At 64.2% G+C, this 14708-nt stretch carries 14 protein-coding genes; 4 read left to right on the top strand and 10 right to left on the bottom strand.

Annotated elements, in window-relative coordinates:
- The first annotated feature begins 146 nt into the window (after window positions 1-146).
- Window positions 147-938 carry an IclR family transcriptional regulator gene (locus C4K38_RS05000; protein WP_009047039.1) on the top strand — a complete coding sequence of 264 codons (792 nt, stop codon included), beginning with the start codon at window positions 147-149 and terminating at the stop codon, window positions 936-938.
- A 149-nt stretch (window positions 939-1087) separates the two neighbouring features.
- On the opposite strand, the gene C4K38_RS04995 is transcribed toward C4K38_RS05000, so the two are convergent.
- From C4K38_RS04995 to C4K38_RS04955, 9 genes are all read right to left on the bottom strand, one after another.
- Window positions 1088-3634 carry a LuxR C-terminal-related transcriptional regulator gene (locus C4K38_RS04995; protein ID WP_053277501.1) on the bottom strand — a complete coding sequence of 849 codons (2547 nt, stop codon included), beginning with the start codon at window positions 3632-3634 and terminating at the stop codon, window positions 1088-1090.
- 148 nt (window positions 3635-3782) lie between these two features.
- The gene (locus tag C4K38_RS04990) at window positions 3783-5150 is read right to left on the bottom strand and encodes a DUF1329 domain-containing protein (protein WP_053277500.1); all 1368 of its coding nucleotides are present in this window, start codon (window positions 5148-5150) and stop codon (window positions 3783-3785) included.
- Window positions 5151-5173: 23 nt separating this feature from the next.
- Window positions 5174-6967, bottom strand: a complete 1794-nt coding sequence (locus C4K38_RS04985) for a DUF1302 domain-containing protein (protein ID WP_025806460.1) — start codon at window positions 6965-6967, stop codon at window positions 5174-5176.
- Between the two features lie 493 nt (window positions 6968-7460).
- On the bottom strand, window positions 7461-7814 hold the full coding sequence (locus C4K38_RS04980) for a hypothetical protein (RefSeq protein WP_053277499.1): 354 nt from the start codon (window positions 7812-7814) through the stop codon (window positions 7461-7463).
- 105 nt (window positions 7815-7919) lie between these two features.
- Entirely contained in the window at window positions 7920-8831 is a 912-nt protein-coding gene (locus C4K38_RS04975) for an SDR family oxidoreductase (protein ID WP_053277498.1), read from the bottom strand.
- A 214-nt stretch (window positions 8832-9045) separates the two neighbouring features.
- Entirely contained in the window at window positions 9046-9948 is a 903-nt protein-coding gene (locus tag C4K38_RS04970; RefSeq protein ID WP_053277497.1) for an alpha/beta fold hydrolase, read from the bottom strand.
- Window positions 9948-10730 carry a class II aldolase/adducin family protein gene (locus C4K38_RS04965; RefSeq protein ID WP_053277496.1) on the bottom strand — a complete coding sequence of 261 codons (783 nt, stop codon included), beginning with the start codon at window positions 10728-10730 and terminating at the stop codon, window positions 9948-9950. The genes C4K38_RS04970 and C4K38_RS04965 overlap by 1 nt, the downstream gene beginning before the upstream one ends.
- A gap of 154 nt (window positions 10731-10884) precedes the next feature.
- Window positions 10885-11571 (bottom strand): LrgB family protein, encoded by a 687-nt coding sequence (locus C4K38_RS04960; protein ID WP_053277495.1) that lies wholly within the window; start codon window positions 11569-11571, stop codon window positions 10885-10887.
- Window positions 11561-11947 carry a CidA/LrgA family protein gene (locus tag C4K38_RS04955; RefSeq protein WP_053277494.1) on the bottom strand — a complete coding sequence of 129 codons (387 nt, stop codon included), beginning with the start codon at window positions 11945-11947 and terminating at the stop codon, window positions 11561-11563. Before C4K38_RS04955 ends, C4K38_RS04960 begins: the two co-directional genes overlap by 11 nt.
- 110 nt (window positions 11948-12057) lie before the next feature.
- Between C4K38_RS04955 and C4K38_RS04950 the strand changes: the two genes are divergently transcribed.
- Window positions 12058-12954, top strand: a complete 897-nt coding sequence (locus C4K38_RS04950; RefSeq protein WP_053277493.1) for a LysR family transcriptional regulator — start codon at window positions 12058-12060, stop codon at window positions 12952-12954.
- Here C4K38_RS04950 and C4K38_RS04945 read toward each other — a convergent pair.
- Entirely contained in the window at window positions 12935-13390 is a 456-nt protein-coding gene (locus C4K38_RS04945) for a flavodoxin (protein ID WP_016701722.1), read from the bottom strand. The two genes, C4K38_RS04950 and C4K38_RS04945, sit on opposite strands and share 20 nt — an antisense overlap.
- A gap of 155 nt (window positions 13391-13545) precedes the next feature.
- On the opposite strand from C4K38_RS04945, the gene C4K38_RS04940 reads away from it, so the two are divergent.
- Window positions 13546-14019 carry a PAS domain-containing protein gene (locus tag C4K38_RS04940; RefSeq protein ID WP_053277492.1) on the top strand — a complete coding sequence of 158 codons (474 nt, stop codon included), beginning with the start codon at window positions 13546-13548 and terminating at the stop codon, window positions 14017-14019.
- A gap of 55 nt (window positions 14020-14074) precedes the next feature.
- Window positions 14075-14680 carry a hypothetical protein gene (locus tag C4K38_RS04935; protein WP_053277491.1) on the top strand — a complete coding sequence of 202 codons (606 nt, stop codon included), beginning with the start codon at window positions 14075-14077 and terminating at the stop codon, window positions 14678-14680.
- Window positions 14681-14708 lie beyond the last annotated feature (28 nt).

Raw genomic sequence — 14708 nt, 5'->3', positions numbered from 1 at the left:
TTGGCAGCGGCCTGCGACTCCATGGGAAGAGCTCTGGGCACGCTTGCGTTATTTTTATCGTAATCCAATTACGGATAACGTAATTTGATTGGTATTGACCGTCAAGCTATAAAGACGCCCATTCGTCCCGGGATCACACCGCCTCCATGGAAAAGCCGCGCAGCACCAGCGACAGCAACGGTAAACAGAAAGTCCGCTCGGCCGAGGTCGGCACCGACATCCTCAAGGCGCTGGCCGAGCTGTCGCCGGCCACCTCGCTGTCACGCCTGGCCGAACACGTGCAGATGCCGGCGAGCAAGGTCCACCGTTATCTGCAAGCGCTGATCGCCAGCGGCTTCGCCGAACAGAACACCGCCACCAACCACTACGGTCTGGGCCGCGAGGCCTTGCGGGTGGGCATGGCCGCGCTGGGCAGCATGGACGTGTTGAAGGTCGCCGCCCTGCCCCTGGCCGAGCTGCGGGATGAGTTGAACGAGACCTGCTTTCTCGCGGTATGGGGCAACCAGGGCGCGACCGTGGTGCATATCGAACCCGCCGTGCGCGCGGTGACGGTGGTGACGCAACTGGGCTCGGTGCTGCCGCTGCTCAGTTCATCCACCGGGCTGGTGTTCGGCGCCTACCTGCCGAACCGCGAAACCGTCGATTTGCGCGAACAGGAACTCAAGGCCCACGCGCCCCATGCGCTGGCGGACGACCAGGTGTATGCCGCCCTGTGCGAACAGATTCGCCAGCGCGGCCTGCACCATGTGCATGGTCTGCTGATGCCGGGCGTGGATGCCTTGTCGGCGCCGGTGTTCGACGCCACCGGTAAGGTCGCCGCCGTGCTGACGGTGGTCGGCCCGACCTCGCTGTTCCACGCCGACGAAAACGGCCCGGCGGCGCAGCGCCTGCTGGCGGCGTCCCAGGCGGTGAGCTGGCGCATGGGCTACCAACCCTGAAGCCCCCTGTAGCCGCTGCCGCAGGCTGCGATCGACGGCGCAGCCTTCGCCACCCCTGACGACGCGGTACCTCCGATAATTCGCAAAGCCTTCTGTTATGACGGCTACGTCGGAATGCCGCCCACGCCGATCGCAGGCTCCGCCAGCGGTTACAGCATCAACCCCAACGTCTTGGCCTTGGCCACTGCCTGAGTGCGACGCTCCACCCCGAGCTTGCTGTGAATGCGTCGCGCGTGGGTTTTCACCGTGTGCAGGGAAATGAACAACTGCTCGGCGATCTGCTGGTTGGAGCTGCCCAGGGCAATCAGTTGCAGCACCTCCAGTTCCCGCTGGCTCAGCGGGCTCTCCCCTGCCGCCGGCAGCAGTACCGACGTTTCGAGTTCGGCCACCGGCTGGAGGTCAAACATCCGCGGCTGACGCAGGCGCAACTCATGCAACGCCTGGTGCAGGTTGCAGCGCGCACCGAGCTCCAGCCCCTCCTGCAAGGCACCGTCGGACAACGCCCGATCCCCCAGCAGGAAAGCGACCTCGGCCAGGGCCAGGTGCAACTCGGTCTGCAGGCATAACATGCCCCGTTGCCGGGCCTGTTCGAGCAGGCGCTGCAAGGTTGCCACTGGTGCCTCGGCGCGCTGCAGGTACACCTCGGCCAGCACCAGCAGGTACTCGATACGTGGAATCAGCTCGAGGCTGGCCGGTGGCGCCTGGCGCGCCTGTGGTCCACGGTAGTGACGCAGCACCCGCCTCAAGGCCTCCTGGACCAGTTCCGGCCGCCCCTGCTGCAACCAGAACACGCTGCTGACCTGCAGCAGCACGGCGCGGTACACAGTGTCGGGAATCTGCCGCTGCTGCATCAGTCGCTCGGCATCGCGCAGGCGCACAAAGGCATAGGCGTAATCGCCCTGGTTGGCGGCCAGAAACGCCTGGCCGAGAAATCCGTACAAGGCGCGTTTGTCATGGCTGAGCAGACAGAGCTCGAGCCCGTTCTGGAAATGCCCGGCGGCCTGTTCCGCCTGGCCCTGACGCAAGGCCAGGCGCCCGCGGCGCAAGGCGATACGACCCAGCAGCGGACCGATCCGATAAGCCTGGCGACTCAACAATTGCTGCACCTCGTCCAGCAGGCTCTGCGCCCTGTGGGGCGCCCCACGCTGCTCCAGCAACTGCGCATGGTCCAGCTCCAGCAGCGCTTCGAACACCAATGAATCCTGGGCCCGAGCCAGGCACAGCGCCTCGCGGCTGAGCATCTGCGCCACGTCCAGCTCGCCCCTGAGCAAGGCCTGCTGGGTCAGCCCCGAAAGGCACAGCAGGCGGGTCGGCCAGGCATGGGCCGGCAGTTCGGTCAGCGCCTCGAGAAAATGCATCCGCGCCGGTTCCATCAACCCTTGCAGATGCAGCAGCCACCCTTGCTGCGCCTGCCAGCGCGCCACCAGCTGCCGCTGTCCGGAGGCCGTCGGCTGCGGCGCGAAACGCGCCATCTGCGCCACACAATGTTGCGCCTGGTCGAAGCGCCCGGCGAACAGCAAGGCCGCCGTCAACAACCCCACCAACTGCGGGCTGCCGAGCAGCAACTCGTCGCCCTGCTGCTCATGCAGACGCAACAGCAACACCACGTTCTGCTGCTCGAACAGCTGCTCGAAGCTGAAGTGCTGCAACAGGCTGACCGCCACTTCGTATTCCTGCGCCAGCAACGCCTGCTCGAACGCTGCCTGCCAGTCCTCCTGCGCGGCGAACCACTGGCAGGCCCGGCGATGCCAGGAGCGTCCCGCCGGCCAGGGCTCGTCGCGCATCAGCCGGGCCAGGGGGGCGAACACTTGCAGCCACTCCGGCGCTGGGTCCCAGGGTTCGATAAAGCAACCCAGCTCCTGCAGCGCCCGCAGGTACTGGGCGCCCTCCCCGGCGCCGAACAGGTGCTCGCACAACGCCGCATTGAAACGCGGCAGGTGCGCCAGCACATGCCAGACCTCGGACAGTTCCGCCGGCAACACGCTGAACAGCTCGTGCTCCAGGTATTCCAGCAGGGTATTGGGCCGCCCCTGTCGGCACGGCGAGGCCGCCAGGTCGCTGCCTTCGAGCAGGGCGATGCGCACGCCGGCGCACCAGCCGGCACTGCGCTGGAAAATCCGGCTGGCGGTGTGGATCGACAAGGGTTGCGGCAGTTGGCGCAGCAGTCGCTCGATGTCCTCCTGGGTGAAGGCCAGCTCGGGCCCCGTGCATTCGTAGAGCTGGTCGTCGAGCAGCAGCCGCGGCCAGTTGCATTGCGGTCGGCGGCGGCCGCCCAGCCACCAGGTCAGCGCCGGGTTGCCGATCGCCAGCAGGCGGTCGAGCAGCAGGTCCAGCTGCGGCGCCGCGACCCGGCAGTAGTCGTCGAGGAACAGCCAGGTCGGGGTCTGCACATGTGCCAGGTGGTCCAGCACCGCAGCCTCGTCCGACGCGGCCAGGCCCAGCGCCCGCGCCAGCTCGCCGCACAGTTGCAGCGGTGTCTGCATCGCCCCGGCCTGGGGCAACCAGCACACCCGGCATTCGGCCGGCGCCTGCAACAGGCACTCGGCGAGCAAGGCCGTCTTGCCGCTGCCGGCCGGCGCACAGAGCAGTTTCACCCGCGCCGGCGATGCCAGAAGCGGGGCACTCAGACGGCTGCGGGACAGGTGGTGGGAGGACAAACGAGGCAGGAATCCAGGACAGGGGGTCATGGCGGTCATTGCGGCGTGCCTTTTTATAGTTTTAGCCTGCGTGCCCTCACCCTAGCCTTGTCGCCGGTGCTTGTTGAGAAGTATTCAGCGCGCTGATCCGCGTCCATAAAAAAGGCGACCGATCGGTCGCCTTTTGCCATCGTTTGTATCCTGAGCCTTACCGAACACCGGCTGCGCGGAGGGCGGCCGGGGTGTAGTCGGCGGCCTTGGCGGCGAAGCCGAACTCGAAGCTGTGCTTCTCTTCGTTCTTCATCCCCAGGGCGATGTAACGCCCGGCGATGATGTCGTACAGCGCTTCGAGGGTGTAGGCCGGCACCTGGGCGTTGTAATAGAACTGCGCATGCCCTTCGGCCACTCGCCACAGCTGGCCGCGACCGTCGTAGTGATCCACCAGGGCCACCTGCCAGCTGTCCTCGTCGATGTACATGTGGCGCTTGGCATAGATATGCCGCTCGCTGGGCTTGACCGTGCCGATCACTTCCCAGACCCGGTGCAGCTCGTAGCGGGTCAGGTCCTGGTTGATATGCCCGGCCTTGATGATGTCGTCGTACTTGAGGCTCGGCGAATCCAGCTTGTAGCTGTTGTAGGGGATGTACATCTCCTTCTTGCCCACCAGCTTCCAGTCGTAGCGGTCCGGCGCGCCGGAGAACATATCGAAGTTGTCCGAGGTGCGCAGGCCGTCGGCGGCGGTGCCCGGCCCGTCGTAGGCCACTTGCGGGGCGCGGCGCACACGGCGCTGGCCGGCGTTGTAGATCCACGCCAGGCGTGGTTCCTTCACTTGGTCGAGGGTTTCGTGCACCAGCAGCACGTTACCGGCCAGGCGCGCCGGGGCGGTCACCGCCTGCTTGAAGAAGGTCAGCACATTGGCGCCTTTTTCCGGGTCCAGGTCCGGGATCTGCTGCGGCACCGCCACTTCTTCCTCGAAGCGGATCGGCGTGTAGCTGCCGTTGGTCTGTGGCGTGGCCTGGGTGATGATCCGGCGTAGGTTGCCGCCGCGATAACGGGTGGTGTGGTTCCACAGCACTTCCACACCGGTCTTCGGAATCGGGAAGGCGTAGTAGCGGTTGCCGGTGAAGTTGGCCAGGCCGTTGCCTTCGTTGATCGAGGTGACGTTCAGCGCGCTGCGCTTGGCCGACTCGTAGATGTCCGCCGGCAGGCCGACCGTGCGATGGGTCGGGTAGACCGGGATCTTGTAGGTTTCCGGGTAACGCTTGAACATCGCCACCTGGCCGTCGGAGAGCTTGTCCTTGTATTTGTCGACAGTGGCCGCGGTGATGGTGAACAGCGGCTTCTCGCTGGCGAACGGGTCGGCAAGAAAACCCTTGGCGTCCACCGCTCCAGCGTTCTTGCCGATGCCGCCGGTCCAGGCCGGGATCGAGCCGTCGGCATTGCCGGCCTTCTCCGCACCGAGCGGGGTCAGGCTGGTGCCGAGCTTGTCCGCTTCCTGCGGGGTGACCGCCGCCATCACGTTGACCGCCAGCAGGGTCAAGGCCAGGGCACCGCATTGCAAAATCGTCTTGCGCATAAAGTTGTCCTTCCTGGGTCGGGTCAGAAGTTCACGCCAAAGCTCAACGCGAGGAAATCGCGGTCTTTGAGGGTGTTGTAGTCGCCGCCGAAAAAGTCGGTGTAACTGAGGCTGGCGGTGTAGGTGTTGCGGTAGTCGGCATCGACCCCGAGGCTCACCGCCTTGGCGCCTTCGTTGAACAGGCCGTTGGGCCCGTAGCCGTTGACGTCGTGGGACCAGGACAGGTTGGGCTTGAGGTTGATCCCGGCGATCAGGTTGTTGTAATCGAGGATCGCCCGGGCGCGATAACCCCAGGACGTGGCCGTGACGAAACCGTCGGTATCGCCGCCGAAACCGTACTGGCCGTAGACCGAATCGCGGCCGTAGCGCAGCTGGCTTTTCGACTCCAGGCCACCGACATGCACGATGGCCGCCTCGCCCACCAGGGTCAGGCGGTCGGCGCCCAGCACCTGATCGAAGAACTGGGTCAGGGTGCTCTGCACCTGGGTGATTTCCTTGCGCCGGTAACCGGTGTTGTCGGCCCCCGCCGAGGTCCGCACCGGCGATGCCAGGCCACCGGCGATGGGGTTGACCAGGGCCAGGGTCAGGTCGTTGGTGTTGACCTGCACCGGGGCATTGGGCCGGTAGCTGATCTCGCCGGTCCAGGCGGTACCGGTGGGCAGCGTGGTGGAGAAGCTGGCGCCGTACAGGCGGATGTCTTCCGGGTATTCGAGGTAGTACTGGCCGCGCCCGAGCATCACGCTCTGGGCCAGGGCCGAACCGGTGCCCGGGGCGATCCTGTTGGCGGTGCTGACGATCCCCGGGATGCTCGCCAGGGTGCTGCTCCCGGCGGTGATGGTGCCGACCGTCGGGGTGCGCGCGTGGTAGTTCATGAAGTACAGGCCGTACTCGGTGTCGGCGCCGAGCCAGCGCAAAGCGGTGCCCCACTGCCCGGAGTCGCGGGCATCGCGGTCGCCGGCGCGGCCGATCACCACGCCTTCGGGGGCCACGGTGAAGCCCTGGCCGAACGCCGCGGCAATCGGTTGCAGCGGCCGGATCGCCGGGCTGCCGACGGTGTAGCCAGTGGTGCAGCCGTCCGCCACCACGTCGTTGCCGAAGAAGGTGCCGCAGTTGTCGACCACGGTCTGGTCCCACTCCAGCTGATAGAAACCTTCCACGGTCAGTTGGTCGGTCAGGCCCTGGGAAGCGAACAGCATGTTCACCGGGATCAGGCCTTCCTTGATCTCGGCACCCGGGCGGCGAAACGCCGAGACGTCGATCGGGTTGATGCTGTTGATCGAGTTGCCGATGAAGGTGCTCTCGCCCCAACTGACCACCTGCTTGCCGGCGCGCACGGTGCCCGGCAGGTCGGCGATGGAGTAGTTGTGATAGATGAAGGCGTCGAGGATCTGCCCGCCGGAAGACTTGGCGCCCTCCTTGCGGTTGTGGTCGCTGATGGGTTTGAACTCGCGGTCTTCGTCCTTGAGTTCGAAGTCGTACCAGTATTTGCCCCGGACGAAGACACCGGTGTCGCCGTACTTCAACTCAAGGTCGTGGATGCCCTTGAAGATCTTCGAGAAGGTCTCGCCCTTCTTGAAGTTCAGGCGCCCGTCGTCGCCAGTGGAGGACTGCCCGCGACCGCCGTTGGACACACCCACCAGGTCCTTGTCGGCATCGCGCATGCCCCAGCTGGCGCCGATGGACAGCGAAGAATCGAACTGCCCCTCGATCTCCCCGATGTTGAATGAAACGGCCTGCGCCTGGGCGCAGCCCCCCAAGGCCACCGCGACGGCTAGCGCCCGCGGTGTGAAGATGGCGCGCATTGTTGTTTTTGTCATGCGTCTTCCCCGGTGAGTGACAGAAGGCCTCACCCTACTGCCGGCGCACAGGAGCGATAAGCGCACCAAGGAGGTATTCGCGTTGTCGCCCGAAAGGATGAATGCCCTCGCCAGCCGGGCCTTTGCGCGGTACATCGACGGGCTGGATGGATGGGTATCAGGTGGATGGATTGCGCCCTTGCCGGGCATATCCGCGCGGTGTGCACTACTATTGCCCAGGCTGTAACAGTCCTTGTCCGCAATCGCTATTTTTCATTGAGCAGCCAGCCCTTATTCTGGCCTCGCTCTCACGGCAAACAGCCACGCGGAGTCGCCCAGAGGTGTGATCACGCCACCTTGGAGGCAAGAGGATTCAGAAGGTTTGAAGCAAGGATATTCAGATCTTCACCGGGTGTTCACTGACGTTGATTTGTTGCTCCTTGATCTAACGTCTTCTTTCGGCCGCTGCCTTGCAGCGGCCTTTTTTATGCCCGGGAGAAAGTCCGGTTGGCGCTCAAGGCGCCTGGTCGCCGTCGCAATGGAAACGATGCAACAAACGATGGGCCACCGGCGCCAGGATCAGGCCGAAGGCGGCGACGAACACCAGGTTGGTATAGAGGCCGTAGCTGGCGAAGAACAGCTTGCCCCCCGCCGTGGCGGGCATGGCCGCGGGCCCGATGCCGCCGAGCATCATCGCGGCGTTGAACAAGGCGTCGTAGCCGCTGACACCCGGCTCGAAATACAGATGCCCGGCGATCCCCAGCAACAGCGAGATACCGATCAGGCCCAGGGTGGCCAGGACGTGCAGAAACAAGCGGCGCAGAAACAACAGGCGCGATAACAGCGGCTGGGTCTTGGATTCGTACATGGGCTGCGTGTCCTTATGCGGTCGATATCCGACGAGCATAGTGATCCACGCATAAGGCGTACAGCCGCGCGGGCCACGGCTGTACGGGTCGGCCGGCGGGCTGCTTCAGATCGTGTATTTCTGCAGGTTCTGCATCATCTCTCTCAGGGCTTCGATATTGTCCTTGGGGTGCGCCGCGCCTTCGAAGTCGCAGATCTGCTGCCAGTTGGCGGCGACATCTTCCGGGGAGAAACCTTCACGCGGATCGAAGCCCAGGCCCAGGCTGCGCTCCCAGCGCACCTTGCCCATCCAGCCACCGCCGACTTCGAACAGACCGGACGTCTCCTGGCAGTTCTCGCTGCCCAGGTACACCACCAGCGGGCTGACCAGCTCCGGCTTGAGTTGCTCGAACACCTGCGGCGGGATCAACCCTTCGGTCATCCGCGTGCCACCGGTTGGCGCGATGGCGTTGACCAGGATGTTGCTCTTGCGGCCTTCGATGGCCAGGGTGCGGGTCAGGCCGTAGAGGCCGAGCTTGGCCATGCCGTAGTTGGACTGGCCGAAGTTGCCGTAGATGCCGGACGTGGACGCGGTGAAGATCACCCGCCCATAACCCTGCTCGCGCATGTGCGGCCAGGCGGCGCGGGTCACCTTGTAGGCGCCTTCGACGTGGACGCGGTACACCAGGTCCCAATCGGCGTCTTCCATCTTGTGGAAGGTCTTGTCGCGCAGGATGCCGGCGTTGTTCACCACCACATCCACGCGGCCGAAGGCATCCAGGGCGTTCTGCACGATCTTGTCGCCGTCGGTCACCGAGTCGTGGTTGGCCTCGGCGATGCCGCCGGCTTCGCGAATCTGCGCCACCACCCGGTCCGCCGCCGAGGCATTGGCGCCCTCGCCCTGGGTCGAGCCGCCCAGGTCGTTGACCAGGACCTTCGCCCCGTGCCTGGCGAACAGCAATGCGTGAGCCTGCCCCAGACCGCCGCCGGCACCGGTGACGATCACGACTTTATTCTCGAAGCGCACAGACTCACTCATACCGAACTCCCACAGGCCAGATGGACAACAGACGGACAATGGCTTCGAGTGTCAGGCACACGGCTGGCGGTCACAATAAACACGGCTGAAGCTGAATGGTGCGCAATAAGGCAGGGGGATGATCGAGGGGTAACGATGTGGCGGGGCGCACTAGCGCCTGGCGTTTACAGGCCAAGGTCGCAGAACGGCGGTCGCTAGGGACAGCGCGGGTCTCTCAGGAGCAGGCCCGCTTTTGCGGTGGAAACTCCAGGCTGTCGCGAAAGGCCAGATAGTGCTTGAGCACCTGGACCGGTGCTTCGGTCTGCGGGTAGTGGCCGATACCGGCCAGCAGCACGGTATCCGGGGAGGGGATCAGTTCGCAGTAACGCTCGACCATGTGCGCCCCGGAAATCGGATCCACCGCGCCGTCGATCACCCGTAGCGGCACCTCACCGCGCTGCATCGCACTCACCCAGCGGTCGCGCTGCACCCGGCGCTCGGGAATGTAGCCGATCAGCTTGTGCAGGATCCGCGGCCCGTTATTGGCCTCCACCAGGCTCCAGAAATCATCCAGCGCGCTTTCACTGGGCCGGGTCTGCGGGCCGAAGATCTGGGTGAAACTCTTGGCCAGGCCCTCACGGCTGAAGACGCGGCCAAGCATCCAGCCCAACGGGCTGAGCAGCAGCTTCTGCGTCAACACCGGACGATGGGTTTCCGGGAACAGGCCGCCATTGAGGAAGACACAGCTGGCCATGTCGCAGCGGTCTTCGTAGCGCCGGGCGAGCATTTCCTGGGCGACGCTGTCGCCATAGTCGTGGGCCAGCAGGTGTACGGGGCTATCGACACCCAAGTGTTCGAGCAAGGCCTGTTGCAGGTCCGCCTGTTCCAGCAGGCTGTACTCGTGGTTCCGCGGCTTGGCCGAATCGCCAAACCCCAGCATGTCGCAGGCGATCACTCGATAGCGCTGGGCCAGGGGTTGCCAGAGGTAATGCCAGTCCCAGGCAGCGGTGGGAAAACCGTGGATCAACAGCAGCGGCTCGCCCTGCCCCGCGGTCCAGTAGCGAATGGCATGGCCGCGAAACACGAAGCTATGTCCGCGCTTGCGCCACACGCACAGAGGAATCTCGGCCATAGGCATCAGAGTTTATAACCCATGTCTTGTTTATCGAGTTTGCGCAGCAGTGCCGGCCATGCCAGCGCGCCGCCCATGCCTTGAGCGCTTTTGGTGACCCCGGCGATCATCGCCTTGGCCCCGGCCAGAATCTGCGGCTCGATGGCGATCAGTTGCGCCGCGCCGTTCTGCGCCAGCACCTGGATCTCGCAGGCGCGCTGGAAGGTGAACATCATCAGGAAGGTGTCGGCGATGGTGCCGCCACAGGTCAGCAGACCGTGGTTGTGCAGCATGAGGAAATTGTTGTCGCCGAGGTCGGCCTGCAGCCGGGCTTTTTCCTCATGGTTCAGGGCCACGCCTTCATAGGCGTGATAGGCCAGGCTCGACAGCACGAACAGCGATTGCTGGCTGATGGGCAACACCCCCTGCTGCTGCGCGGACACCGCGACCCCGGCCGCGGTGTGGGTGTGCAGCACGCAGGCCACATCGTGCCGCACTTCGTGCACGGCGCTGTGGATGGTGTAGCCGGCGGGGTTGATCTCGTAAGGGCTGTCCATCAGCTTGTTGCCGGCCTGGTCGACCTTCACCAGGCTGGAGGCAGTGATCTCATGGAACATCAGGCCGAATGGGTTGATCAGGAAATCTTCGGTGCCAGGGACCTTGGCGGAGATATGGGTGAAGATCAGATCGTCCCAGCCATGCATCGCCACCAGGCGATAGCAGGCGGCCAGATCGACGCGGGTTTGCCATTCGGCGGCACTGACCAGGTCTTTCACACTCGATGTCGGCTGAACGGAGGATAGGCTCACGGCAAGGACCTCAGTGACGGCAGTTTTTATTATTTTTTTTGGACGTGGGGATCAGTCTAGTCAGCCCCTCGGGTTCAGGTAGTTGCCTTGGCAGCCAGCTTACTGACCGAGCGAGTCAGTGGTCATTTTAGTTCCAATTGGTACAGGTCAAACGTCAAAGCAACGACGCCAATAAAGGGGCGGCGAACAGGTTCAGCAGGCCTGTGAGAACCATCACCAGCCCCGCCACCGAGCCCTCTTCACCACCCACTTCATGGGCGCGGCTGACCCCGGCGCCGTGGGCGCCGACCCCGAACAAAGCACCGCGAGCCAGGGCGCTGCGCAGCGGTAGCCACTTGAGCAAGACACCGCCGAGCATGGCGCCGAACACCCCGGTGAACATCACGAACACTGCCGTCAGTTCGGGCACGCCGCCCAGGTCATGGGCCAGCGGCATGGCGAAGGGAGTGGTGATCGAACGCGGCACCAGGGACATAGTCACCGAGCTGTCCAGGGCCAGCACCCGCGCCAGTCCGAAGGAGCTGGCGATGGACGCCGCGCTGCCCGCCAGCATGCCCAGGAGCAATGCCGACCAATGACGCATCAACAGTTGCCGCTGCTGCCAGATCGGCACCGCGAAGGCCACGGTGACCGGCCCCAGCACCAGCATCAGCCAGTGGGTATTGGCGGAGTATTCGGCATAGGCGGTGTGCAGCGGCAGGGCGATCGCCAGCAACAGGGCCGGCACCAGGATCAGCGGCGACAGCAGGTAGCGCCCGGTGCGCCGGTAGATCCAGCGACTGAACAGATAGGCCGCGAGTGTCAGCAACAGCCAGAACATCGGCATGGGCTCAAGCGTCATGGCGCATTCTCCAACGGCACACCCATTCCACCGTGAACGCGGTGACCAGCATCACCATCAGCGTACTGACGCCGATCACCAGCAGGATCCGCCAGCCGTCCTGGCGCAGCAGGCCGCCGTAGTCCAGCAGGCTCATCAGCGCCGGAATGAAGAACAGCAGCATCTCGGCCATCAGCAGGCCCGCGCCCATCTGCAATGCCGCCGGCTTGACCCAGCCCAGGGCGAACGTCAACAGCAGCAGGGCCAGGCCGATCACCCCGCCAGGAATCGGCCACGCCAGCCACCCGGCCAGCTGGCAGCCGAACAGATAAATAGCCAGCAACACCGCCAGTTCGGATAACAGGCGACCCAGGTGTTTCAAGGTGGAAGCGTTCATGGAATTCGGTCCTCGCAGGCCTGCATTTTATGCAAGCACCTGCCATCACCGAAGCGAATTGTTAGACTGGAAGTCATTCCAGAATGGAATTCAGAGCACGGACCCAAAACATGGACTTCAAACAGCTGCGCAGCTTTGTCGAAGTGATTCACCAGGGCGGCTTCACCCAGGCCGCCAAGACCCTGCACATCAGCCAATCGGCGGTGAGCAAGCAGATCGCCCAGCTGGAGCAGAGCCTGGGCACACCATTGCTGGATCGACAGGGCTCGCACATTCACCTCACCGCCGCCGGCAGCGTGGTGCTGCAACGCGCCGAAGGCATGCTGCGCCTGCGCAACGAGTTGCTCAGCGAGTTGGACGACCTGAGCCTGTTGGCCCGTGGGGAATTACGCCTGGGTCTGCCCCTGCTGGGCAGCGACGCACTGTTCGCCAGCCTGTTCGCCGAGTACCGCCGACGCTACCCGAACATCAGCGTGCAGCTGCTGGAAGGCGGCAGCCTGAACATCGAGCAGGCGGTGCTCAACGGGGAATTGGAAATCGGCGGCAGCCTGACGCCCAAGGATCCGACCTTCGCTTACCAGCCGTTCTGCGACGAACCGCTGGATGCCTTGCTACCGGCCGATCATCCGCTGGCGATCAAGGCCCAGGTGCGCCTGGAGGAGTTGGCAGATACGCCGTTCCTGCTTTATCAGCGTAGCTTTGTGCTCAACGACCGGTTGTTGCAGGCCTGTCAGCAGGTGGGGTTCACCCCGAAGGAAGGTGGGCGCAGCGGCCAGGCGGACTTTCTCGCCGCCCTGGTGGCCGCCGGGCAAGGCGTGGTGCTGTTGCCCAGCGTGGTGGCGCGCGGCCTGGTCCGGCCCGGCGTGGTGCGCCTGACGCTGAAAGCACCCGACTACCTGCGCTGGGACATCGCCTTCATCTGGCGTCAGGGCGCCTATCTGTCCAAGGCCGCGCAAGCCTGGCTAGCGCTGCTGCGCGAGCGGCCGGTCAGCCGCGCAGAGCGCTGATCAGTTCGGCCAGCCAAGGCTCGGCGTCGGTTTCCGGGGTCACGCTTTCGCTGGCGTCCAGGCGCAGCATTTCCAGCACTTCCCGCACGCCCAGCTCGGCGAACAGCTCGCGCATCTGCTCGCCACCGCCACAGAAGGTGTCGCCATAGCTCGAATCGCCCAGGCCGATCACCGCGCCGGGCAAACCGCGCCAGGCCGCCGGCAGTTGATCGCGAATGGCCGAATACAGCGGCAGCAGGTTGTCCGGCAGCTCGCCCATGCCGGTGGTCGAGGTCACGGCCAGGAAAGCCTCGGGGCCGAATGCCTGGACGTCCGCCAGGGTCGCGCGCGGGTTGTGCCAGGCCTCGAAACCTGCGGCATTGAGGAGCTTGGCGGCGTGCCGGGCGACTTCTTCAGCCGTGCCGTACACCGAGCCGGAAAGGATGGCGACTTTCATCAATCTGTTCCTGAAGCTGAGTAAAAGACTGGGATATTAACAGTTGCGCGAAAAAATCCAGCCTTGTAGCGCGATTTACCCATAATGGCCAGTGGACAGCTTCGCGCCATGTCTTAGAATTGCCGCCACCTGCCGATCGCTTGCGGAAGCTCCCGATGATCAACGCCCACCTGCTGCAACTGGTGATCAACGCCTCCAATGACGGGATCGTCGTTGCCGAACAGGAAGGCGAAGACAACATCATCATCTACGTGAACCCGGCGTTCGAACGACTCACCGGCTACAGCGCCGACGAAGTGCTTTATCAGGACTGTCGCTTTCTCCAGTCGGGCGACCGTGATCAACCGGGAATCCCGCTGATTCGCCAGGCCCTGGAGAGCGGCCAGCCCTGCCGCCAGGTGCTGCGCAACTACCGCAAGGACGGCAGTCACTTCTGGAACGAGCTGTCGATCACTCCGGTGTTCAACGAAAGCGACCAGTTGACCTATTTTGTCGGTGTGCAGAAAGATGTGACGGCCCAGGTCAAGGCCCAGCAACGGCTGGCGCAGGTGGAAAAGGAGCTGGCCGAAGCCCGTGCGGAACTCGCCGTTTTCCAGGCGACGAGCGGCTCTAACAAGATGCCGAATTAGTTGTCAGTACGCTTAATCACCAATGATTTTGTCACTTTCTCCTTCGAGCAACATCATGCGCCGTGACGCTCTCCTCACCCAGGATGAACTGGACTTCATTCAGACCATGCAGCACAACCCGCAACTCAACGTGCGGGATGCGAACTCGAGCCTGCTGGTCAACGGGGGCTCACAAATCCGCGACCTGCTCACCCGCCTGGCGGCCAACGAGCAAGTGACCATCCAGGCGCATTTTGAAAACCAGCAGATGACCTTTCCCCTGCACCTGGTGGAAGACGAATTCCACGCCCTGCATCTGCGCCTGGGCGTGCCGAGCATCTTCGAGGACGGGCCGAGGGTCCGCCCATGGCGCCTGACGCTGGACGAGCCAGTGGCCTTGGAAAACGCCAAGGGGCAGCCCACCGCGCTGTGGGTGCATGAAGTGTCGTTCAACAGCGTGTTGCTGGAGATTCGCAACCGGGCCAAACCACCAAAACAGTTCGCCCAGTGGTTCAGCCCGTCGGGCTACGAGCGCATCGCCCTGCGTGGCCGCCTCGAACGCCAGACCGACGCCGGCTTCTATGCCTATAGGTTGAACCAGAGCGACACGGATGAAACCGAGCGCCTGCGCCAGTTCATCCTGCAGCAGCACCGTCTGGCACACCCCAACCTGCACGTCTGAGGTCGCGTTTTTCGCGACTTGGGCATGA

Source organism: Pseudomonas chlororaphis subsp. piscium (assembly GCF_003850345.1).
Classification (GTDB): domain Bacteria; phylum Pseudomonadota; class Gammaproteobacteria; order Pseudomonadales; family Pseudomonadaceae; genus Aquipseudomonas; species Aquipseudomonas piscium.
The sequence above is the reverse complement of the archived record's forward strand: the minus strand, read 5'-3'. Positions and strand labels throughout refer to the sequence as shown.